Raw genomic sequence first — 22430 nt, forward strand, 5'->3', positions numbered from 1 at the left:
ATCGGCTCGCGGAAATCGGACATGGCTGTGCGGTGTCAGTCGAGCCCTGCGAGTCGTTCGCGCTCCTCCAGATCGGGCAGCCGTTCCAGAGCCTGGTCGCGGGTGATCACGCGGGGGGTGACGATTCCTTCCTCCCAGTACGTGCCGCAGCGGCCGCAACGATAGACCTGGACCTGGAAGTCACGACTCTGCCCCAGCAGCCGGGGCTCGTCGGATCGCCAGATCCATTTCTCCCGGCACCAGGGACACCCCCTCCCGTCGGCGGGTTCGCTGAAGGTCATGCTCCTGGCGTCTGCTTGGCGCGAATCTCGTCGAGCAATTGCGGCGACAGATCGAATCCGGAGTTGGCCGTGCGGACGAGCACCCCGATTCCCGGTCGCACTCCTCCGAGGGCGTCGCGCCCTCTCATCGACGCGGCGTAGCGCGCGAGATGCGAGACCTGCCCGGCCGTCGCCAGCGAGTCGAACATCACGACGTGCTGGATCCCATCGATCGTGACCAGCACGGGCTGGGTGGGTGATGTCATCGGATCGGTCGCGCTCGGCAGTACGACCGGGGCGTCGAGGAATGCCGCCACCAGCTCATCGACGGTGGCGCGACCCGCTTGCGCCGCGGTCGCCGCGCGGTCGAGAGCGTTCTCATTCGACTCATCGTCAGCCATGGATCGCAATCACCTCCCAGTTTCCTCCGTCGAGGAGGCGGAAGATGATGGTACCGCTCGGCATCGGGCTGCCTCCATCGATGACGAACTCCCGCGTCGGGTTGAGGAAGAACTCGTCGCCCACCTTCACCGCCGTGTGGCCGCCGGGGACGAAGTGCTCCCACCCACCCGCGTCGGTGTAAGTGGGGAGCCGTTGCGGCACTCCATCGAGCGGGACCATCATGCCGAAGACATCGTCGCCGTTACGCCAGGCGTTCATGGCGCTGGGGGCCATGCCGCTCTCGATGGCGGCGCTCAGACTGTCGTACACGTGGGAGGCATCCGCTTCCGGCATGAAGAACACGGCGTCGCCTGGTCTGCCCAGGTTCGCGCCGCCCAGCCACAGGTCCAGCTGCTCGGGCCCGAAGAAGCGCACCCCGTTCTCGTAGTGGACGGAATCCCCCGGGTCGCCCAGCATGTGCGTGTCCGCCGTGGGGTCGGGAGTCCCCGGATCTGCGCCTGCGGCCACGCCGTCAGCCGGCGCCGGAGAGACCGCGTCCGCGGCGTCGGGAACGTCGGCAGGCGAGCCGATGTCGTCGGCTCCGTCGGCCCCGTCGGCCCCGTCCGCCAGCTCATCGAACTGGCGGTCGATGTCCGCCTCGAGCTCGTCGAACTGGCGGTCGATGTCCGCCTCGAGCTCGTCGAACTGGCGGTCGATGTCCGCCTCCAGCTCGTCGAACTGGCGGTCGATGTCCGCCTCCAGTTCGTCGAACTGGCGCGAGATGTCGTCGGACGTGGTCGGAGCATCGCCGCCGTGCGGAGCGGTGGGGGCGTCCGCGCCGCCCGTCGGGGCGTCCACGCCGCCCGTCGGGGCGTCCGCACCACCGGTCGGCACGTGAGGCGCGTCCACGGTCGGCGTCGGGCTGTGGCTGTCACCCACCGGCGGGGTGACGTCCACCGACGGCGACTGCGGCGCCTGGCCCTCGGGAATGCGGATGCCGCCACCGTCGCCGCCACTGCCGCTGCTGTCGCTCGCGCCCGTCACCTGAGGACCGTCGTAGTCGGGCCGCGTGCCGGAGCCACCGTCGCCCGCGCCGCTGCCGGCACTGTCGCTTCCGCCGGTCACCTGGGGACCGTCGTAGTCGGGCTGGCGCCCGATGCCGCTGCCGTCGCCGGTGCTCGGGCCGTCGGATCCGCCGATCCGCGGACCCTCGGCGTCGGGAGTATGGACATTGCCGCTGCCGGGGTCCGCCGCGTTCGACGTGCCGCCCCGGCGTCCACGGATGGACATGCCCGCACCCATCACACTGCCGCCCGCGCCGCCGATGATGACCTGGCGGATGTCGACGCCGTCGCCGTTGAGCAGGCCGTTCGACGCGCCGCTGGACGCACCGCCGGCGCCGTTGGCCAGCGCCTGCACAGCCACGCGCTGGCCGTACTTTCCGAACGCCAGCGCCACCGTGTCGGTGACGGCGCCGCCGACGAGGCCGCTGCCCATGGCGACGAGGAGGTTGCCGTCTCTGCCCTTCACCAGCAGCTCGGACGAGCCGGCGGCGAGAGTGCCCGACGTGACGCTCACGACGATGCGCGCGGTCCGCTGGAAGCGGTTCGCGAGCGGGACGACGCGGGCCGAGATCGCGGCCAGCCGCGCCACGATGCGTGCCGCCGTGCCCGAGACCTTCGTGAGGAACGTGACGATCCGCTGCGCGACCAGGATGATGCGGGCGGTGAGGCCGCCGCCCGCGACGACCGCGCTCGCGCCGAAGGTGAAGACGCTGAGCGCGGCGCCGATCGCGACGGTCGCCGCGATCTCGATCGCGAGCTGCACGAGCATCTGGATGACCTCGCGGTGCGCCTCTTCGACGTCGGTCGCGTACTCGCGGCAGAGGTCGCCGACCTCCGAGATGTCACCCGCGGCGGCCGACACGTCGGTGGCGAAATCGCCGACCTCGGAGCGGAGCTTCGCCAGTTCGGCGCTGTTGAGGCCCATGAGCGCGTTGTCGGCCTGGCGGATCTCCGTTGCGAGGGCACGGACGTCCTTCTCGACGCCGTCCCACGTGGTGCCGGCGCTGCGCAGCTTCGCGACGTCGGCGTTGGGCCACATCATGCCGACGAAGTCCTTGACGACGTCCCACGCGTCGGGGGTGTCGTCGCTGCCGCCGAAGGCCGAGGGCGGCGCCCCGACGCTCACGGGGGTGCGCGCCGGTCGCACGGTGAAGGACCCGGCGGGCTTGCCGCCTGCTGCCTCCTCCGCGGCGGCGTGGTTCCAGCCGCTCTGCATGATGGCGCGGTCCATCGTGTTCGCGAGCACCGCGATGTCGGAGAGCGCCTGCAGGGCGTCGCGCGCCATGTCGTCGTAGCCCTGGGCGAGCTGCTCGCCGCCGGGGTCGTCGCCGGCCATGCGGGCGTACTGGCCCAGCGAGCTGCGGGCGTCCGACAGACGGTTCGCGGCGGACTCGCTGATCGCGCGGAACTCGTCGGCCGCGGCGATGTACTGCGTCGGGTCGATTCTTCTCTGGCTCACAGGCTGGCCCACATCGTCTGGGTGTCGGTCTGAGCGGTCTCGTACGCCGTCGCGGCGTCGCCCGCCCACGTCTTGAGGTCCTCGGCGAAGGCGCGGAGCGAGACGGCTCCGACCTGCCACGTCTGCACGCGTGTCAGGAACTCCACGCTCGCGACACCCGACCACTGCCCGGTGGCGGCGGCCGTGGCGCCCGCCGCGTGGGTCTCGAGGTCGGTGCAGTACTGCACGAGGTTCGACAGGGTGGTCTCGAGCTCGCGCAGCTGCGCGATGTCGAAGGTGTGCTGACTCATGCGTGCTCCCCCGGCTGCCGTGCGCTCACCCGCGAGGTACGCGACGCGGCGGTCAGACCAGCCTCCGTGGTCGCATATCCCGCCTCTGCGCCCTGCAGGCGCGCGACGATGTCGGCCAGCGCAGCACGCGTGGTCGCGGCACCGGCGAGCCATTCGGCCCAGGAGGTCGCGAACTCGTCGGAGGCGTCACCTGTCCACGAGGCGCCGACGACCGAGTTGACGGATGCCGAGACCTGGGCCACCCGCGCGTCGAAGTCTGCGAGGGCCGCAGCCATCGACGCCGCCGAGTACCCGAGCGCAGGGGTCGATACGGAGAAGTGCGCCACGACAGCGCTCCCTTCACGTCGATCATCGCCCCCGCAGGGGCGGTCGGACCGGGCCGACGGCCCGGTCCGTCACGGACAGGTCAGGCGCGGAAGCTGTTCGAGATGTTGTTCTCGGACTCCTCGTAGGCCAGCGCCGCCTTCGACAGCTGGTCGCTGATGCCGTTGAGGGACTCCTTCAGCTGAAGGCCGGCAGCATCCCACTGCTCGTACAGCTCGTTGAACGACTGCGACGCGGCCCCACCCCAGTCACCCGCGATCAGGCCCTGGACCAGGGACTTGAGGTTGCTCAGCTGCGACTCGATCGCGGTGGCGCCCGACGCCAGCTGGTTCGCGACGCCCGAGAGCGACTCGGAAGTGACCTTGATGTCCGCCATGGGATCCTCCGTGGGTTCGTGGGCGGTGTCCGCCCGCGTGAAACTTTCGGTCTCATCCTGACATGCACAGCGGTCGGCGCCATGGGGACAATTCCCCATGGGTGCCGGATGCCGCGGTTCAGGCGACCGTCAGTCGCTTTCCGCCGCCCATTTCCAGCGTCGCCTTGGCGACGACGCCGTTGTCGGACGTGAACTGGAACGGGACGCCGTTGAGGGTCGTCGCCGCGCGCAGCGCCTCGCGGACCTGATCGCACTGCTCGCGGTTGAGGGCGACATCGAGGTTGAGCACGACCGCGCCGTGATCGTGCATGCCGAGATCGAGCGACGCGACGCGGGGGCCGCTCGCCGCCGCCCGCACGGAGCGCATGTCGTGCAGGCCGATGACGACGGAGTTCAGCGAGCCGCCGGTGTCGTAGGTGAGCTTGCGCAGCCGACGCCCGAGACCCTTGCCCTGGTCGATCGTCGCCCGGTTGTCGGACACGACGACGCCGAGCGTCTGCCCCCAGGTCAGCGGCGGCACGCCGGCGAGGCGCAGGCCCGCCGCATCCACCTCGATGAACACGTCCTCGACCGCCAGGGTCTTCAGCACCCTCCGGCGGGAGATGAGCCCCAGCCCGACGTTGCCCAGCATCACGACGAGCAGGATTCCGAGCAGGACGTACGTGAACGCGCGTCCGAGATCCGTCACGAGCAGCGCAATCATGACCGCGACGACCAGGAGGCAGATGCCGCCCATCACCAGCAGGTAGCGCGTGTTGCGGGCGAGGGTCGCCGTCAGCTGCATGCGGTCGACCTCGAGCCGCAGCGCGCGGCCCGACTGGACGAACTGACGCCACGGATCGGCAGAGATGTCGGTCATGGTGTCTCCTCAGTGCGGAAGGGGGCTGTGGGGCATGGGGCGAGAGCCGCACGGCGGCGGTCCGGCGTCGTCGCGGTCACGCCACGTCGACGATCACGTCGCCCAGGGCGAGCCGGTCGCCCGCCGCCAGCTCGAACGGGACGTCGCGGACGAGCGGATGCTTCCGCCCGGCGCGGACGACGACGGTGCCGTTGCCCGAGCCGGGGTCGGTGGCGGTCGTGCCGCCGTCGGCGCGCGTCTGCACCACGAGGTGCACGCGCGACATGGAACGCGACGGGTCGAGGACCTCCACCGGCACTCCCCCGCGCTGCGCCGCCCCGGCGGCGGGCTGGCGGCCCAGCACGAGCACCCGGTCGACGGGGATCCGGGCACCCCCGGGGAGCAGCAGAGCGAGGGCTCCGGGGGCGGCGGGGGGCGGCGTCCGCAGCGGTCCGGGCGCGGGAGCCGCGGCGGGTGGCGGTGCGGCCGGAGGCGCTGACGTGATCGGCGCGGGCGCCGCGACCGGTGCCGGCGCGGGCGGCTGCGCCACGGGGCGCCCCCAGGCCGGCACGTCGGGCAGCGGCACGGGCGGCAGCTCGGCGGGCGCGTGGCCGGGGGCCGGGGCGTCCTGCCGCCGCCCACCCGTGGTGGGGAAGGGGGGCGCACCCTGCGGGCGCGGCGCGTCGCCGACGATGATCTGCCCGCACGCGGGACAGAACATCGTGTTCGGCCGGACGGCCTCGCCGCAGAAGCGGCAGTGGGTGGTCATGGGCGAGATCCTCGAGATCGCGAGAGCGGCGGCCCCGCCGTGTCCGATGCACGGCCGGCCTGGTTCCACAGTAATCGCTTCGCCCCACCGACGGCTCGCAGCATTCGCTCGCCCTCCGTCACACGCGCAGGTCCGGCACTTGCACCGCGCGGTACTCGCCGCCGAGGAACAGCACACCGCTGCCGGGGCCGCCCCGGCCGACGAGGTGGCGCGGCAGCTGCGCGCCGAACACCTGGGTGCCGATGATCGACGTCGGCGGCGACAGCACGATCCCCGCGCGGCCGCGCTTGGCGTCCGAGACCGGTCCCGATACCGCGGTGCCCGCGGCGTCCGCGGCGATCGAGACCACGAAGCGCAGTCGCGCCCGCGCCGCGACGAACGCGCGCTCCAGCGCCGAGTCGCGGATCGACTCCGCATCGTCGACCACCGCCGTGAGCACCTCGTCGCCGGTCAGCACGGCCTCGATGTGCGCCGCGTCCGACGCCGTCGAGAGCACGGGCGTGCCGTGGGATGCCGCGACCTCGGCGAGCACGGAGCCCGCGGCGGCGACCACCACCATCCGCTGGCCCGCCCAGGCGAGCTGGTGCGCGATGAGAGCCATGGTGTCGGTCTTGCCGCTGCGGCGATCGCCGACCACGACGAAGCCGCCGGTGCCGGGCCAGTCGACGGTGAAGCGCGACAGCGTGTCGCCGCCGACGCCGACGATGGGCGCCTCGGGCATGTCGGGCGCCGCGACCGGCAGCGCGTAGGCGCGGGACAGCCCGATGTGGGTCGGGAGCGGGTCGACCCGCAACGGGACCGGCAGCTCGGCGAGCTGCGGGAACCGGGCGAAGTGCGCGGCGACGTGCTCGACGGTGCCACGCAGTCCGCCGTTCTGCGCCTCGCCGCTCGTGTCGGCCGACAGCACCGCGATCTGCCCCTCGGCACCGGTCGGGCCGAACAGCACCCGGCCGGGAGGCATCTCGGGGGCGATGTCGCGGACCATGATGCCGGCGGCGCGGTAGTCGTTGACGTCGCGCATCGGCAGCGCGTACTGCGTGTCGATGAAGCCCGCGATCTTGTCCGACGGCACGGCGCGATCGGCGGTGATCACCACGCGGATGCCGACGGCAGGCCCCTCGCGCAGCAGGCGCATCACCTGGTCGCGGATGGCGAGCATCTCGTCGGGCGTCATCGATGCCGCCAGGCGCTCCCAGCCGTCGATCACGACGACGGCGTAGGCGAGGGCGTCGCGCGGCGACGCCTGCCGCCGCTGCTCGGCGATGCTGCCGACCGCGGCCTGGGCGAGGACGCTCTGGCGCCGCGAGAGCTCCGCCCCGAGACGCCCGAGCAGGCGCGGCAGGCGCTCGGCATCCTGCGGCGTGACCACCGCGCCGGTGTGCGGGTCGGCCGCCAGCGGCAGGAGCGCGCCGTTGCCGTAGTCCACGACGTACAGGTGGAGGTCGGCCGGGGTGAAGCGGAGGATCGCCTGCGAGACGATGGTCCGCAGCGCCGTGGTGCGGCCGGACCGGCTGCCGCCGAAGAGCAGCAGGTGGGAATCGTCGTGGATGCTCCACAGCAGCGGCTCCTGGCGCTGCTGCGCGGGCACGTCGGCGAGGCCCAGCACGACGGCGCCCTCGGGCGCGGCGTTCTGATCGAAGCGGTCGAGCGGCAGCACCTCGGGAAGCGGCATGAGCCACGGCGACGGGCTCTTCGCGATCCCGAGGATCGCGGCCGCCTGGGTCGCCAGCTGCACGAGCGCGCGCAGGTCGGTGTCGTCCTGGTCGGGGCGGTGCACGCCGGCCTCGGCCGCCGCCGGGAACCGCGGCGGGAGGCCGAGCGTCTGCCACCCCACCTTCGCGACGGGCGGCAGCACGCGCGCCGATCGCTGGTGGCCCACGCGGAGGGCGGCGACCCGTGCTGTCTGGAACGGGATCGGCGAGGCGTCCAGCCCTGCGCGGACGTACCCGCGGCCCGGGGACCCGGCGGGGATGAGCGCGGCGTCGGGCGTGCCGATGACGTCCGCCGAGTCGCCCCGGTCCGTCACGCGCAGGGCCACGCGGAGGTTGATGTTGGACTGCATCTCGGGCGTGATGACACCCGACGGCCGCTGCGTCGCCAGCACGAGGTTGACGCCCAGCGAGCGGCCGACGCGCGCGATGCGGACGAGCCCGGTGATGAAGTCCGGGAGCTCCGTCTTCAGCTCCGCGAACTCGTCCACGACGATCATGAGGCGCGCAAGACCCAGCCGGGCGGCGGCATCCGGATCCTTCTCCCACGCGGCGTCGACGTCCTTCGCACCGATGTCGTCACGCAGCACGCGCTCGCGCCGCTTGAGCTCCGCGTCGAGCGAGGCGAGCGCGCGCTCGGTCTCACGGGCGTCGAGGTTCGTCACCATGCCGACGGTGTGGGGCAGGCGCGCGCAGTCGGCGAAGGCCGACCCGCCCTTGTAGTCGATGAGCACGAAGTTGAGGGCGTCGGGGCGGTTGGCGAGTGCGAGCGACACGACGAGCGTCTGCAGGAACTCCGACTTGCCCGAGCCCGTCGTTCCGGCGACCAGGGCGTGCGGGCCGTCGGCGGAGATGTCGATCGCGAACTCGCCCTCGGTGCCGGCGCCGATGACGACGTACGACTGCCGCGGCACCAGCTGCCATTGCTCGGCGACGGGCCGGGCGTCGTCGAGGTCGATGCCCATGAGCTCGGTGTAGCGCACGCTCGAGGGCAGGGTCGCGTCGTCGCCCACGCCGCGGACGTGCTCGATGGGGCACAGCGCCCTCGCGACGTCCTCCGCGTAGGCCGTCGTGACCTGGTCCACCAGCACCGGCGCGAAGTACTCCTCGGCCGTCTCGACGCGGCCGAGCAGCGGGTCGGCGCCGTCGACGGTGATGACGGATGCCGCCTCCTCGGGCAGCCGCGTGCGGTCGGAGTCGATCGCGATGACGTGGATGCCGAACTGCGCGCCCTTCTCGAGGATCGTCACCATGCCCGGGAGCATGCGGTAGCGGCGTGCCCCGTCGACGACGACGATCAGCTGCGCGTCGGAGCGGCGGTCGCCGCCCGAGCGCATGCGCGCCTCGAGGAGCGCGCCGGCCTCGCGCAGCCGCTCGCGGCGCGTGAGGTCGGTGTTGCCGATGAGGGCCACGGGGCCTGCCCCCGGCTGCACGTGCGGCAGCCACTGCACCCACGACCACTCCGCGTCCTGCTCGCGGTCGCACAGCACCATGAGGTGCAGATCCCGCGGCGAGCGCAGCGTCGCGAGCCCGGTCACGATGGACCGGGCGATCCCGCCGGCCACGTCGGCCGGACCCGAGATCGCGAGCGGGCCGGCGGAGAGGTCGACCGACACCGGCGAGGGCGACGTTCCGACGCGCCGCTCGGCGGTCCGCTCCTTCTGCGGGCCACCCTCGAAGCGGACGTCGAGGGGTACGTCGGCGACGCCCACCCGGACGCGGAGCGAGTCCTCGTCGCTGCGCCGGCGCTCCCACAGACGGGCGAGCGGCCGCGTGGCGATGTCGCGGATGAGCACCGGATCCAGCGCCCGGTACCAGGCGTCGAGCCGCTGCGACCGCACGAGATCCGCGATGCGCGTGCGCGCGGTCGCGATGTCGGCCACCCACTCGGCCTCGGTGCGCTCCCCCTTGCGCCGGGCGAGGCGCTTGTTCGCCATGAACGAGCCGACGACCATCACCGGCGACGCGGCGGCCATGATGAGCATGATCGGCCGCTGGAAGACGATCGCGAGGGTCACGCCCAGCACGATCGGCACGATGGCGGACAGCCACGGCAGGGGTGAGGCGTCGGTCTCGGCGGGCTTGTCGCCCGGAAGCTGGACCACCGGCGTCGCGGAGGGGGTGCGGATGCGCGAGGGCCGGTTGAACGCGTGGGCGCCGAGCTCGTCCACGGTGATGTCGGCGTCCGATGCCGGCGCCATGCCGATGCGCACCACGCTGCTGCCCAGCTGCACCAGGTCGGCCGGCACGATGCGCACCGGGCCTTCCGCGGGCTGCCCGTTGACCAGCACCTGCGCGGCCGGGTCGCTCGGCTCGACGATCGCGGACAGGGGCTGGAAGCTCCCGTCGGCGGCATACCCGCCGGTCGCGGTGATCGTGACGTGACGGGGAGCCAGGTGCGGGTCGGCGACCACGACGTCACCGCCGGTCTCGCGCCCGACCGACACCGGCCGGTCCGGCTGCAGTGGCACCGCCTCGCCCGCGAACGCGCCGGCGACGAACTCCAGCCGGAGGCGCCCGGGCGAGATCACCTGCGGCGACGCGGCGGGCACCACCTGGCCGCTGCGCAGCCCCGATCCGGCGAGCGTCTCGACCGCATCGGCGGACGGGGCGAGGATCGCGGGGTCGACCTGGAGCGACTCGGCCAGCTCCGAGACCGTCGTCGCCTCGTCGACCTTCACCACCCACGAATCGGCGGACGCGGGTGAGTGCCGATCGGCGATCGTCAGGCGCAGGGTCATGGTGTGGGCACTTCCTGGAGGATGCGGGACAGTCGGGACAGCACGGACGCGCCGTCCTCCTCGTCCGGCGGCGGCGCGGGAACGGCGATTCCGAGAGGACTGCTCTCGGACCAGTCGACAGGTATGGGAGAGACGGATGCTGCGCCCCCGGCGTCGTCGCCGAACGTGACGCTCCCGAACGCCTGGTGACCGCGGCCGTCGACCACGCGGAACGAGACCTGGTCGCCGGATGACGGATCCGCGGGGAGCGAGACGGCCCCGTCGGCCCCGCACGTCGCATCGGCGATCGTCGTCGGGCACGAGAAGGCGAGGTCGTCGCCCCATGCGAGGCCGGCGAGGTCGATCGCCCGGACGGGCGCCGACTTCACGTGCAGCGCCAGGGGCGCAGCATCCGTCGTCGCCTCGACCATGCTCACGATCACCTCGGCCGTCGCCGTCTGGCCGGCGTCGTCCTTCACGGAGAGCTCGACCGTCACGTCGCCCGGGGCGTCGGAGCGCACGGCGAGGTGCGTCGGCCCGACGCCCACGTGCGCCGTGGCGGGCGACGCCGCGCCGACGCGCACCGAGGCGGTGTCGGGGCTGCAGAGCGTGCACGTGATGCCCAGGAGCGAGAGCGGGACGAGGACCTGGCCGCCCGCGGCGAACGGGGCGTCGACGCGGGGTGCCGTGATCTCGGGCGCGGGCGGCGGGGCCAGGCCGACGCGATAGTTGACGACCGTGCGCGTGGCGCCCGAGACGAGGGTGACCGGCAGTACCCGCTCACCCCATTCCGGGTCGTATTCCGCGACGGTCAGCGTGATGCCGGTGGGCTCGCAGGAGGTCTCGAACCCGTCGGCGGCCGGCAGCGCGCCGCAGTCGATCGTGACCCCCTCCGCGACCGAGAGCTCCCCCGGCTCACCGTACGGGATCTCGATGAGGGCCGTGTTCTCGGTCTGGCCTTCGTCCGCCGCCTCGGCGGATGAGGCGGCGGATGCCGTCGCGGGCATGATCGCGACCGCCACAGCCAGGATCACCGCACCGAGCGTCGCCGTCGGTCTGCGGAACATGGGACTCCAGGGGCAGGGGGCGGCGGACGACACTATAGTAATCGGGTGTCCGGACCCCACTCGGGCAACCAGACGACGCCGGAAGCACATGACCGACAATCCCTCGACGCGCCGCCTCCACCGCCAGTCGGCGACGCTGGACGCGCCGCAGGTGCTCACGGTCGACGCCGACCAGCGGGCCGCGGACGCGATCCCCCTCGCGACGATGTCGCGCCCGCCCCGCCGCCCTGCGGCGATCGTGACGGCCGCGCCCGTGTTCGCGCCCGCACCCGTCGAGCTGCCGCCCGCCGGACACAGCCCGGTGCGCGTGGGATGGGAGGCCGGCCGTGCGAGCCTGGCCACCACCCCCGGCCCGATGCGGCCGCTCGAGACCAGCGCCGACATCCTCCCCGAGCTCACCGAGGCCGTCGAGAAGCCGCGGCCGCTGTGGCGGCACCCGGCTTCCCTCGTCTCCATCGCCACGACGCTGCTCGCGCTCATCGCGCTGGGCGTGTTCCTCGCGATCGGCATGCTCAACCCCGGAGCCGCGGCGACCGGGCTCACCCTGACGGCGAGCCCGGACAACGTGCGCGCCACCTGGTCGGGCCCGGACGTGCCCTACCAGCTGCTCGTGGTGGGCGGCCCGGGCGCCGAAGCCGTGGACGTCTCGCAGCTCGTGACCGGCGAGCAGGCGTGGATCCCCGTCTCGGCGGGCCTCATCGACGACCGTTCCTGCGTGGTCGTCCGGCCCGCGTCAGCCGCGGAGGCTCCCGTCACACTCGACGCCGATGCCCTCGCCGCACAGGGGGCGTCGTCTGCCTGCGTCGCGGACGCCGCTGAGGCGGGCGCCCCGGCCGATGGCTGAGCTCCGCCGCACCGCCGCCGTGGGAGTCGCAGCCTCGCTGCTCCTGGTGACCGGCTGCGCGAGCGCCCCCGCGGAGCCCGCGCCGACGCCGACGTGGGTGGATCTCGCCGGGTACGATCCTGAGCGCGACGCCAACGGCCTGTCGCTCCTGGCTCCGGCCGACGCGCGCAGGCAGATCCTGGCGGACGTCGCCACCGCCGACACGTCCATGTCCGTGACGTTCCGCGACGCCTCCGGCCGGCCGCTGGACGTGGAATTCACCGGCGGATCGCAGCGCTTCAGCGCAGAGGTGACGGCCGACGGAGAGACGACGTCGATCGTGGTGGACGGCGCACGTGCGGCGGTCACTCCGTCGAGCCCCGTCGCCGCCCTCGCAGGTCTCGAGCCCGGCGTCGTCGCGTGCGTCGCGGCGACGGACGACCTCGTGACCCGCTGGCATCCTCTCCTCGACCCCACGGCGTTCCTCGCCGACGCGACGTCGGATGCGTCGGGTCTGGGCGCGCCCGCGGGCGGCGCGGTCGAGCTGCTGCTGGGCGAGGACGGCACCGCCGGCGTGCTCCGGGTGAGCACGGCGGGTCCGGCCCTGCCCTCCGAGCTGATCCGCGCCGACGAGGCGGCCGCGGTGCACGCCCGGTTCAGCGCGTGGGGAGAAGCCGAACCGCGTCCGCTGCCCGACGACTGCTGATCACCAGCGGGGCTGCCCGGCGCAGGCGGTGCCGAGCCGGTGCAGGCCCGCCTGCGGGTCGGCGAACGCCGCCCACACCGCCCGGCTGTCGCCGCGCTCGGCGGCCTCCGCCATCTCGCTGAGCAGGCGCGGCGCCGCGGCGGTCCACGCGATGTAGTCGGCCTGGTCGATCCCCGCGCTGCCGCGCTCGGCGACCCGCCGCACCTCGGCGGCGAGTTCGGCCACGCGGGCGAAGGCGTCCGCCCCGCCCGCCTGGCACTCGATCGCGGCCGCCATCAGGTCCACAACGGGCTGCGCGAGCGTCGCGCAGCGGTCGGCCAATGCGTCGGTCATCCGTCGGCGTCCTCTCGGGTCAGTGGAAGAAGTGACGCTCGTTGGTGAAGAACATCGTCACGTTCGCGGCCTTGGCCGCGGCGATCACCTCGTCGTCGCGCACCGAGCCGCCGGGCTGGATGATCGCCGAGATGCCCGCGTCGAGCAGGATCTGCGGGCCGTCGGCGAAGGGGAAGAACGCGTCGGATGCTGCGACCGAGCCCGCGGCGCGGTCACCGGCCCGCTCGACCGCGAGGCGGCACGAGTCGACGCGGTTGACCTGGCCCATGCCGATGCCCACCGTCGCGGAGTTCTTCGCGAGCACGATGGCGTTCGACTTGACCGCGCGGCAGGCCTTCCAGGCGAAGATGAGGTTCGTCATGTCCTCGTCGGCGGGGCGCTCGCCCGACACGAGCTGCCAGTCCTTGGCGACCGACTCGATGTCGTCGGGGAAGCGGTCGGCGTCCTGCAGCAGCAGGCCGCCCGAGACGAGGCGGACGTCCATGCGCTCCTGCTGCCAGTCGGCGGGCAGCTGCAGCACGCGCAGGTTCTTCTTCGCCTTGAAGACCTCGAGCGCCGCCGGCTCGAACGACGGCGCGACGATGACCTCCGTGAAGATGTCCTTCAGGTTCTCGGCCATCTTGAGGGTGACCGTCCCGTTGGCGGCGATGACGCCGCCGTAGGCGGAGACCGGGTCGCACTCGTGCGCACGCAGGTGGGCACTGGCGATGGGGTCGAGCGCGTTGGGCGCCGTGACGGCGATCCCGCAGGGGTTGGCGTGCTTGATGATCGCGACGGCGGGCTTGATCATGTCGAACGCGGCCCGGAGCGCAGCATCCGCGTCCACGTAGTTGTTGTACGACATCTCCTTGCCCTGGAGCTGGATCGCCTGGGCGATGCCGTGGCCGCCGTTGCGCGTGTAGATCGCGGCGCGCTGGTGCGAGTTCTCGCCGTAGCGGAGCGTCGCGAGGCGCTCGGCCTTGATCGTGAGGTGCGCGGGCAGGTCCTCTTCGAGGAGCGTGCCCTCCGTGAACCACGTCGCGACGGCGCGGTCGTACTCGGCGGTGTGCGCGAACGCGCGGGCCGCGAGCTCGCGGCGCTGCACGAGGCTCGTGCCGCCCGCGCGGACGGCCTCGATGACCGCCGGGTACGACGACGGCGAGACGACGATCGCGACGTTGGCGTAGTTCTTCGCCGACGCGCGCACCATGGCGGGGCCGCCGATGTCGATCTGCTCGACGACGTCGTCGCCCTGCGCGCCCGAGCGCACGGTCTCGACGAACGGGTAGAGGTTCACCACGACGAGCTCGAACGGTGCGATGTCGAGCTCGGCGAGCTGACGCTCGTGGTCCTCGAGGCGGAGGTCCGCGAGGAGGCCGGCGTGCACGCCCGGGTGGAGGGTCTTCACGCGGCCGTCGAGCGACTCGGGGAACCCGGTCACGCTCGACACGTCGGTCACGGTGTGGCCGGCCTCACGCAGGAGCGTCGCGGAGCCACCGGTCGAGACGATCTCGACGCCCGCAGCGGCGAGCGCCTCGCCGAGCGCCAGCAGGTCGGTCTTGTCGCTCACCGACACGAGTGCGCGGCGCACCGGCACCACATCGCGGGGGCGGTACAGGGCGGGGTCGTGGCTCGGTCCGGCCATGGCGGGTCTCCTCGGTGGGGGTGGGGTCAGAGCTGCGCGCTCGCGGACGCCGCCGCGAGGTCGAGGTCGCCGGTCGCGACGCGGCGCACCACATCGATCAGGAGGCGGCGCTCGACGGGCTTGATGCGCTCGTGCAGGGCGTGCTCGTCGTCGCCGGGGAGCACGGGCACGCGCTCCTGGGCGAGGATCGGCCCCGAGTCGACCCCGTTGTCGACGATGATGACGCTGGCCCCGGTCTGCGCCACGTCGGCGGCGAGCGCGTCGCGCACGCCGTGCGCACCGGGGAACTCCGGCAGGTACGCCGGGTGTGTGTTGACGATGCGCGGCGACCACGCATCGACGAGATCCGCCGGCAGCAGCCGCATGAGACCGCTCAGCACGACGAGGTCGGGCCGCCAGACGTCGAGCTGGGTGGCGAGCTCGGCGCCCCACTCCTCGCGGGTCGCGAACTGAGCGAACGGAACCATGAACGTGGGGATGCCGTACTCCTCGGCGTGCACGAACCCGTCGGCCTCGCGATCCGCGCCGACAACGACGATGCGGGCGGGGAACTCGGGATCGGCCGCCGCGTCGAGGAGAGCGCGCAGGTTCGACCCTGTGCCCGAGATGAGAACGGCGACCGTGAGCACCCGAACAGTCTAATTGGAACCATCCCTCTCGCCGGGCGCCGACCGGGGCAGCTCGATCGGCTCGGTCGTGGCTTGCGACGCGGCGGGGCCGCCTGCGCCGGGCAGCGGCGTCGGCCGCGATCCGCGCGCGGCAGGGGACGGATGCTGCGCCCCGGCGTCGCCGTCCGGCACCGGGCCGCCCCGCCGGGCGGTGAACGCAGCGACGGCGGCGAACGCGGCCGCCTCCGGGGGCTCGGGCGCCGTCTCGTCGGCGGCGCGGGGTTCGTCGTCCACGGCCGCGGCGGGGGCCGGGGTGTGACCCGCGGACCGTCCACCGCCCCGGGTGGTCCGCGGCGACAGCAGCAGGATCGCCGCTCCGAGCAGGACCTCGAGCCCGACCGCCAGCGCGACAGGCCCTGCATCCGGGCCGAATTCGGCGAGCCGTCCCGGCCCGAGCGATCCCGACGCCACCCAGGCGAGCAGCGCCGCGGCCCCTCCGGAGAGCAGCGCGATGCCCGCGGTCACGACGAGGCGTGCCGCGATCGGGTCCTCGGCGGCGTCGGCGTCGTCGTCGAACGCCCTCGCGGCGGCGGGCTCCGCCGTGCCCGGCCCGGAGAGCAGCCCGCTGAGAGCCGCCGTCTTCCCGGAATCGAACCTCGATGACGCGGGACCGGCCGCCGCGTCGGGCTGCGGCATCCGTGCCCGTCGGCCCGGCCCGCCCCCGTGAAGGAGCCGCGAGCGCGCGATCCACCCCGCGAGCGCGCCGAGTGCGACCGGCAGCAGGGCGAGCAGCAGCAGCCACGACGTCGTCGACTCGGGCACGGCGCCCAGTGCGGGTAGACCCGGCACGACACCTACCTGGGTCCCGGCAGGCGAGACCGAGGAGCCCGTGCCGACGGCGAAGCCTGGTCCGGCCGCGAAGCTCATCCCCCACACCGCGAGCGTCGGCACGTAGGCGAGCTGGGCGAGCGTGATGACGGTGGCGCCGAGCGGGTCGACGTCGCCCGCCTGGAACAGCGACACGATCTGCCCGGCCCTTGCGAACAGCGCGACCGCGGCGACGGCGGCGCCGACGCCGATCAGTCCCGCGACGACGACCGCCGTCCCGCGCGCGACGAGCGCGGGCACCTCGCCCCAGCCGTGGGGCGCCGCCTCGACCCGGTCGCGCAGCCGTGCGATCGCCCCCGACCCGGCTTCGTTCCACTCGGTCACGGCCGCGGCGACGAACGCCGGCACCGCGAACAGCAGCGTGGGCACGAGGATCGCCTGCCACGTCTCCGGACGCGCGACCTCATTCGCGCCGGTGAGCGCGGCACCCGTCGTGAGCGCCGCGAACACGACGCTCGAGGTCAGCACGCCGGTGAGCCACGCGTCGGCGTGCGAGGCGCGGGCGCCGGAGCGGGCGGCGAAGATCGCCGTGAACGCGGCGAACGCGAGTGGCGCGAGGGACAGGACGAAGGATGCCGCGTCCGCATCGATCCCCGTCGCCGCGAGGTAGTCGGGCGGCAGAGTGACGTTCAGGGGGACCAGGTTGCCGACCTGCCACACCGACACCGCCGACGGCCACAGCACGCCCCAGTCCGCTCCGCCGCCGAACCCGAACACCCACAGCAGAGTGAGCGGAGCCAGGGTCACGGCGAGGCCGACAGCCGCGGCGATGGCGGCGTCGACGGAGGCGAGAAGGGCGACGATGAGGCGATGCATGCGCCATCGACCCTACTTCGCGCCGCGGTGACGGCCTGGTCGGCCGCGCGCGGGGACGCAGCATCCGTCCAGCCAATCCTCGGGTCGGGGCGGAAGCGACTAACGTTTCACGTCGGAGGTCCCCCCACATGAGCACAGTCGAGTCCACGACGCCCAACGCCCCCGACGACACCGAGAACGCCGAGACCCCGAAGCCGAGGAACGGCTTCGACAGGTTCTTCGAGATCACCAAGCGCGGATCGACGATCCCCGCCGAGATCCGCGGCGGCGTCGTGACGTTCGTGACGATGGCGTACATCGTCATCCTGAACCCGATCATCCTTTCCAGCGGCACGGATGTCGCGGGCAACACCCTCGGGTTCACGCAGGTCGCCGCGACCACCGCGCTGACCGCCGGCGTCATGACGGTGCTGTTCGGTCTCGTGACCCGTCTGCCCTTCGCGTTCGCGGCGGGCCTCGGCATCAACTCGTTCCTCGCCGTGGCGGTCGTGGGCCAGGTCACGTGGCCCGAGGCGATGGGCCTCGTCGTCATCAACGGTCTGATCATCGTGCTGCTCGCGGCCACGGGCCTGCGGCGCATGATCTTCGACGCCGTGCCCATCCAGCTGAAGCTCGCGATCACGGTCGGCATCGGCCTGTTCATCGCCTTCATCGGCTTCGTCGACGCCGGCTTCGTCACCTCGACGGGCACCTCCTCCCCGCCCGTCGGGCTGGGTGTCAACGGCTCGGTGGCCACGGTGCCGACGCTGATCTTCGTCTTCACGCTGCTGCTCACCGGCATCCTCGTGGCCCGCAAGGTCAAGGGCGGCATCCTCATCGGCCTCGTCACCGGCACCGTCGTCGCCGTGATCGTCGAGGCGATCTGGAACATCGGCCCCAAGTTCGACGGCGATGACGTCAACCCCGGCGGCTGGGGCCTCTCGGTCCCCGAGCTGCCGTCGTCGCTCGTGAGCGTGCCCGACCTGTCGCTCGTCGGCCAGGTGTCGTTCGGGTCGTTCGAGCGCATCGGCGTGCTGGCGGCGCTGATGCTCGTCTTCACGCTCGTCTTCACGAACTTCTTCGACGCGATGGGCACCATGACGGGCCTGTCGAAGGAGGCCGGCCTCGCGAACGAGAAGGGCGACTTCCCGCGCATCAAGTCGGCGCTCATCGTCGAGGGCGTCGGCGCCGTCGCGGGCGGTTTCACGTCCAGCTCGTCGAACACGGTGTTCATCGAGTCGGGCGCCGGCATCGGCGAAGGCGCGCGTACGGGCTTCGCGAACGTCGTTACCGGTGGACTCTTCCTCGTGGCCATGTTCTTCACGCCGCTCGTGTCGATCGTGCCCACCGAGGTCGCGGCATCCGCGCTGGTCATCGTGGGTGCGCTGATGATGTCGCAGATCCGCTTCATCGACTTCTCGGACTTCTCGATCCTGCTGCCGGTGTTCCTCGCGGTCACGGTCATGCCGCTCACCTACTCGATCGCGAACGGCATCGGCGCGGGCTTCATCGCCTGGGTCGTCGTCCGGTCGCTCTCGGGCAAGGCCCGCGAGATCAGCCCCCTGCTGTGGATCGTCGCGGCCGGCTTCGTGCTCTACTTCGCGCGCGGACCGCTCGAGACCCTGCTCGGCTGAGCCGCATCCGAGAGACGTGAACGGATGCCTCGGCCCGAGGCATCCGTTTCGTCATTCAGCGCAGCGGGGTCCAGCCGGGTGGCGTCGGGCCGTCGTCGGCGGCACGCTCCCTGTCGGCGAGGGCGGACCATCCTTGCGCGGCATCCGCTCCGTCGAAGCCGCCGCGCGCGACGCGGAAGCCGAGGTCGTCGTGGTGCATGCGCGGGCCGCCGCCCCGGCGCGTCGAGGCGCGCACGCTCCATGCGTCGTCGGCGAATCCGCCGCCGCGGAACACGCGGTAGTCGCCGTACCGCGCGGGATCGAGCAGGTTCCAGCACCACTCCCACGCGTTGCCGAGGGTGTCGAAGAGGCCGTTGAGGTTCGGCAGCTTGCCGCCGACGTTCTGGGGTGCGGTGACCCCGTCGGCGCTCGTCCAGGCGACCTCGGCGAGCGGGCCGTAGTGCGGACCCCTGGCACCGGCGCGGCACGCGTGCTCCCACTCGGCCTCGGTCGGGAGCCGGTAGCCGTCGGCGTCGACGTGCCACGTGACGTCCTCGCCCTCGAACGAGTAGGCGGGATCGAGTCCCTCCCACTCCGAGGCGGCGTTGCAGAACCGGATGGCGCGCAGCCAGCTGACGTCGGTGGCAGGTCGCCGCGGGTGGGATGCCGGTTCGCCGAGCAGCTCGGCGAGCTGCTCCTGCGTGACGGCGTACACGCCGATCTCGAAAGGCTCGAGCTCGACGCTCCAGCGGGTCTTGCGACGGGCGTCGTGCAGCGTGACCGTTCCGCCGGCGATGCGGGCGAGTTCGATGTCGGTCACCGCGGCAGTATCCCACGCGGCAGGAGTGCCGGGACGCTCAGCGGGCGCTCTGCCAGGCGCCCGAGGCCGGCAGCTGCCCACCGAAGAGCTGCCGCACGGTGACGAGCTGGAACCCCCGGTCGAGGAGCCCGTCGAGGACGGCGCCCGTGGTGCGCGCCGTGCCCGGATGGATGTCGTGCAGCAGCACGATCGATCCCGCGCGCGGCTGCTCCACCGAGCGCGCGATCAGCACGTCGTCGGCCGGTCCCTGCCAGTCGAGCGTGTCGACGTCCCACAGGATCGCAGGCATCCCCGCGGCGGCCAGCACCCGCGGGCTGAACTCGCCGTACGGGGGGCGGAACGCGGTGATGTCCTGGCCCGAGACCGCCTCGAGCGCCCGCGTGGAGTCGACGATCTGGGCGGAGATCTGCGCATCGGTCAGCTGGGGAAGATGCGGGTGGTTCCACGTGTGCCCCTCGACCTCGTGGCCCTCCCGCGTCATGCGGGCGAGGGTGTCGGCGTAGCCCTGCGCGTTCTGCCCCATCGCGAAGAACGTGGCCGCCGCGTCACGTGCCGCGAGGTCGTCCAGGATGCCGGCCGTGTAGGCGGACGGACCGTCGTCATAGGTCAGCGCGACACAGGGCACCAGTCCGCAGTCGACGGCGCGCGCTCCGGCGGGCGCCGCGACCGGCCCGGAGTAGGGCTGGCCGTAGGAGGCGAGCACGCGCGCACCGAGCGGCGACACGAGCCCGGCCGCGACCTCGGCCGGAACGGCGATGTCGAGCGGCTCCGTCGTCGGCGGCGCGCCGAGCCCGGCGAGGTCCGGTGCGGTGAACCCGGGCGCCAGCGTGACGACGAGCCCCTCCGCCGAGGGGACGGTCGTGGCGAGCGCAGCCCGGATCGGCGCGAGCTGCACGTCGTCGCCGACCACGACCGGTCGCTGGCTGAGCGCGCCCTCGTCACGGCGGAGCGCCTCGACGATGTGGGCGCCGAGCGCGGCAGCCGCGCCCTCGGCCCACAGCCCATCGGCCGTCGCCGTCTCGCCCGTCGCGACGTCGGTGTACAGCGTGGTCGTCGTGTCGGAGCGGATGCCGGCCGGATCGCCGCTGACCACCCGGACGCGCTCCCCCACGATGGATCCGCCCGCGGCGACGATGCCGCACACCACGGCGGTCCCGGACCCGCCCGCCGGGCCGAGGGCGGGATCGGCCAGGAGCTCCGCGGCCGGGCGCCGCGTGCTGTCGGCGACGCAGCGCCGATCCGCGAGGCCGGACCCGACGGGCGAAGGCGTGGGCGCGAACGCGCTTCCCGACGCGGCCGAGCGGTCGGCGATCGCAGCGCGGACGAACTGCTCCACCTGGGCGTTGAACGGGTCGGCGGTGGCGCCGGCCGGAAGCAGGGCGACTCGGGCGTGGAGTCCGACCGCATCGTTGCGGACGCGCAGCGGCACGATGCCGGCGCCGAGCGGCCCGTCCGCGGACGCGGCGATCTCCGGGACCGGATCCGTCGCGTGCACCATCTCCGGTGCCCACGCCGGGGGATCCCAGGCTCCCTGCGACGCCGGGGCGCAGCCCGCCATCGCGAGGGCGGCCACCGCGAGCACGGCCGCCGCCGCGCGCACTCTCATCGGCGGATGCCTTCCAGCAGATCGCCGATGGCGGTGCGGTATGCCGCGGGTTCGCCGCCCTCGGGCGGACGGACCTCCACGACGACCCGTACGCTGGGCGCAGCATCCGGTTCCCCCACACCTGCGACGACTCCGCCGTCGTCGAGGTCGACGTGGACCGCGGTCAGACCGGAGGCGAGCAGTTCGGAGCGCGGGGCGCCCGCCGCCGCGTCGGCGACCACGTCGCCGGGCTTCTCGTCGACCGACTCGAGCCTCGCACGCAGCGCTCCGTCCGGTGTGCGCACCGTGATCGCGTTCTCCGCGTCGCGCGTCACGACCCAGTCGGCGGGCACGACGACCGACGCGTCCTCGAGGTCGGTCGGAGCGCTCCCGTCCGACACCTCGCTCGAGAGGTTCGCGATGGTCGGGGGAAGGGCCGCGACAGCGCCGATCGCGACGGCCGCGAGAACGAGACCCGCCGCCGCATAGGCGAGCGCGGTCTCCCACCGCCGCGCGGTGGTTCCGACGCGTGCGTCCCCGGTCACGCCACCCCCCTGACGGGGCCGAGTCTAGGAGCGGTCCGCCCGCGGATCGCTCAGGAACGCCTCAGTTTCGCGAGATCAGTCCTCGCGGGGCTCGAGCACGAAGATCGCGATCTGCCGGTCGGTGCGCTTCTGGTAGTCGTCGTAATCGGGCCACACGGCCGCGGCGCGCGCCCACCACTGCGTGCGCTCGTCCCCCGAGAGCTCGCGAGCCAGGTAGTCGTGCTTCGCGTCGGCGTCCTGCAGCTCGACGTGGGGTTGGCGGCGCATGTTCTCGGCCCACTTGGGCTCGTCGGGCGCCCCGCCCTTCGACGCGACGACGGCGTAGCGTCCGTCGTGCTCGACGCGCATGAGCGCGGTCTTGCGCAGCGCCCCGGTCTTGGCCCCGACCGTCGTCAGCACGATGATCGGCACACCTCGCAGGGTGTTGGCCTTCTCGCCGTTCGACGCCTCGAAGGCTTCGGCCTGCGTGCGGGCCCAATCGGACGTGGACGGCTTGTACTCTCCGGTCAGCGGCATGCCACCAGCGTAGAGCCGCTGCGGCACGGCACGGCTCGGGTCGCGGGACCCCTATGGTCGACTCATGCCCAACCTCAGAGTCGAACTCCTTCCCGGACGCACGGTCGACCAGCGCCGCCGCTTCGCCGAACTCGTGACCGATGCCGCCGTCGAGGCGCTCGGCGCCCGCCGGCAGGACGTGCGCATCATGTTCGAGGAGGTCGCCGCCGACTTCGTCGCCAACGGCGGCGTCCTCGCCAGCGAAGACGCCGACCGCGCCGGGCAGGTCGCACGCTTCAGCGCTTCCGCCGCGGACTGAACGACCGGGGACGGATGCT

22 protein-coding genes are annotated in these 22430 nt (G+C 73.0%); 4 read left to right on the forward strand and 18 right to left on the reverse strand.

Annotation, left to right across the window (positions count from 1 at the left end):
• Positions 1-35 precede the first annotated feature (35 nt).
• The 10 genes from ACFQ7C_RS10465 to ACFQ7C_RS10510 all read right to left on the reverse strand — a co-directional run bounded on the left by ACFQ7C_RS10465 (position 36) and on the right by ACFQ7C_RS10510 (position 11257).
• The gene (locus tag ACFQ7C_RS10465) at positions 36-281 is read right to left on the reverse strand and encodes a hypothetical protein (RefSeq protein WP_378900147.1); all 246 of its coding nucleotides are present in this window, start codon (positions 279-281) and stop codon (positions 36-38) included.
• Positions 278-661, reverse strand: a complete 384-nt coding sequence (locus tag ACFQ7C_RS10470) for a hypothetical protein (RefSeq protein ID WP_378900150.1) — start codon at positions 659-661, stop codon at positions 278-280. The genes ACFQ7C_RS10465 and ACFQ7C_RS10470 overlap by 4 nt, the downstream gene beginning before the upstream one ends.
• Positions 654-3164 carry a hypothetical protein gene (locus ACFQ7C_RS10475; protein WP_378900153.1) on the reverse strand — a complete coding sequence of 837 codons (2511 nt, stop codon included), beginning with the start codon at positions 3162-3164 and terminating at the stop codon, positions 654-656. Before ACFQ7C_RS10475 ends, ACFQ7C_RS10470 begins: the two co-directional genes overlap by 8 nt.
• Entirely contained in the window at positions 3161-3454 is a 294-nt protein-coding gene (locus ACFQ7C_RS10480; protein WP_378765147.1) for a hypothetical protein, read from the reverse strand. The genes ACFQ7C_RS10475 and ACFQ7C_RS10480 overlap by 4 nt, the downstream gene beginning before the upstream one ends.
• Positions 3451-3780, reverse strand: a complete 330-nt coding sequence (locus ACFQ7C_RS10485; RefSeq protein ID WP_378900156.1) for a WXG100 family type VII secretion target — start codon at positions 3778-3780, stop codon at positions 3451-3453. The genes ACFQ7C_RS10480 and ACFQ7C_RS10485 overlap by 4 nt, the downstream gene beginning before the upstream one ends.
• Before the next feature lie 80 nt (positions 3781-3860).
• Entirely contained in the window at positions 3861-4154 is a 294-nt protein-coding gene (locus ACFQ7C_RS10490) for a WXG100 family type VII secretion target (RefSeq protein ID WP_109212292.1), read from the reverse strand.
• A gap of 118 nt (positions 4155-4272) precedes the next feature.
• Entirely contained in the window at positions 4273-5013 is a 741-nt protein-coding gene (locus tag ACFQ7C_RS10495; RefSeq protein ID WP_378900159.1) for a hypothetical protein, read from the reverse strand.
• 76 nt (positions 5014-5089) lie between these two features.
• A complete protein-coding gene (locus ACFQ7C_RS10500) occupies positions 5090-5761 on the reverse strand; it encodes an FHA domain-containing protein (protein WP_378900162.1) in 672 nt (223 codons plus the stop codon).
• A gap of 118 nt (positions 5762-5879) precedes the next feature.
• The gene (locus tag ACFQ7C_RS10505; RefSeq protein WP_378900165.1) at positions 5880-10211 is read right to left on the reverse strand and encodes an FtsK/SpoIIIE domain-containing protein; all 4332 of its coding nucleotides are present in this window, start codon (positions 10209-10211) and stop codon (positions 5880-5882) included.
• Positions 10208-11257 carry a hypothetical protein gene (locus ACFQ7C_RS10510; RefSeq protein ID WP_378900168.1) on the reverse strand — a complete coding sequence of 350 codons (1050 nt, stop codon included), beginning with the start codon at positions 11255-11257 and terminating at the stop codon, positions 10208-10210. The genes ACFQ7C_RS10505 and ACFQ7C_RS10510 overlap by 4 nt, the downstream gene beginning before the upstream one ends.
• 88 nt (positions 11258-11345) lie before the next feature.
• On the opposite strand from ACFQ7C_RS10510, the gene ACFQ7C_RS10515 reads away from it, so the two are divergent.
• The gene (locus ACFQ7C_RS10515; protein WP_378900171.1) at positions 11346-12101 is read left to right on the forward strand and encodes a hypothetical protein; all 756 of its coding nucleotides are present in this window, start codon (positions 11346-11348) and stop codon (positions 12099-12101) included.
• Entirely contained in the window at positions 12094-12786 is a 693-nt protein-coding gene (locus ACFQ7C_RS10520) for a hypothetical protein (protein ID WP_378900174.1), read from the forward strand. Before ACFQ7C_RS10515 ends, ACFQ7C_RS10520 begins: the two co-directional genes overlap by 8 nt.
• On the opposite strand, the gene ACFQ7C_RS10525 is transcribed toward ACFQ7C_RS10520, so the two are convergent.
• Genes ACFQ7C_RS10525 through ACFQ7C_RS10540 form a run of 4 tightly spaced genes read right to left on the reverse strand, consistent with a single transcriptional unit; the run spans position 12787 to position 17055 of the window.
• Complete coding sequence (locus ACFQ7C_RS10525) at positions 12787-13119, reverse strand: hypothetical protein (protein WP_378900177.1); 333 nt, start codon at positions 13117-13119, stop codon at positions 12787-12789. It abuts the gene before it with no gap.
• Positions 13120-13138: 19 nt separating this feature from the next.
• Positions 13139-14743: a bifunctional phosphoribosylaminoimidazolecarboxamide formyltransferase/IMP cyclohydrolase gene (purH, locus tag ACFQ7C_RS10530; protein WP_378900180.1), complete on the reverse strand. Its 1605-nt coding sequence runs from the start codon at positions 14741-14743 to the stop codon at positions 13139-13141.
• Positions 14744-14769: 26 nt separating this feature from the next.
• A complete protein-coding gene (purN, locus tag ACFQ7C_RS10535) occupies positions 14770-15372 on the reverse strand; it encodes a phosphoribosylglycinamide formyltransferase (protein WP_378900183.1) in 603 nt (200 codons plus the stop codon).
• A gap of 9 nt (positions 15373-15381) precedes the next feature.
• On the reverse strand, positions 15382-17055 hold the full coding sequence (locus tag ACFQ7C_RS10540; protein ID WP_378900186.1) for a DUF6350 family protein: 1674 nt from the start codon (positions 17053-17055) through the stop codon (positions 15382-15384).
• Between the two features lie 128 nt (positions 17056-17183).
• Here ACFQ7C_RS10540 and ACFQ7C_RS10545 point away from each other — a divergent pair, with 128 nt between their 5' ends.
• Positions 17184-18668: an NCS2 family permease gene (locus ACFQ7C_RS10545; RefSeq protein WP_378900189.1), complete on the forward strand. Its 1485-nt coding sequence runs from the start codon at positions 17184-17186 to the stop codon at positions 18666-18668.
• Between the two features lie 55 nt (positions 18669-18723).
• Here the strand turns inward: ACFQ7C_RS10545 and ACFQ7C_RS10550 are convergent, their stop codons facing one another.
• The 4 genes from ACFQ7C_RS10550 to ACFQ7C_RS10565 form a co-directional block, all read right to left on the reverse strand.
• Positions 18724-19467, reverse strand: a complete 744-nt coding sequence (locus ACFQ7C_RS10550; RefSeq protein WP_378900192.1) for a formylglycine-generating enzyme family protein — start codon at positions 19465-19467, stop codon at positions 18724-18726.
• 37 nt (positions 19468-19504) lie between these two features.
• The gene (locus ACFQ7C_RS10555; protein ID WP_378900195.1) at positions 19505-21073 is read right to left on the reverse strand and encodes a polysaccharide deacetylase family protein; all 1569 of its coding nucleotides are present in this window, start codon (positions 21071-21073) and stop codon (positions 19505-19507) included.
• Positions 21070-21597: a hypothetical protein gene (locus ACFQ7C_RS10560; protein WP_378900198.1), complete on the reverse strand. Its 528-nt coding sequence runs from the start codon at positions 21595-21597 to the stop codon at positions 21070-21072. The genes ACFQ7C_RS10555 and ACFQ7C_RS10560 overlap by 4 nt, the downstream gene beginning before the upstream one ends.
• Positions 21598-21672: 75 nt before the next feature.
• Positions 21673-22113, reverse strand: a complete 441-nt coding sequence (locus tag ACFQ7C_RS10565) for a nitroreductase family deazaflavin-dependent oxidoreductase (RefSeq protein ID WP_378900201.1) — start codon at positions 22111-22113, stop codon at positions 21673-21675.
• Between the two features lie 64 nt (positions 22114-22177).
• On the opposite strand from ACFQ7C_RS10565, the gene ACFQ7C_RS10570 reads away from it, so the two are divergent.
• On the forward strand, positions 22178-22411 hold the full coding sequence (locus ACFQ7C_RS10570) for a tautomerase family protein (protein ID WP_378900204.1): 234 nt from the start codon (positions 22178-22180) through the stop codon (positions 22409-22411).
• Positions 22412-22430: the final 19 nt, after the last annotated feature.

The organism is Microbacterium sp. NPDC056569 (assembly GCF_042793475.1).
In the GTDB taxonomy this organism is placed as follows: domain Bacteria; phylum Actinomycetota; class Actinomycetes; order Actinomycetales; family Microbacteriaceae; genus Microbacterium.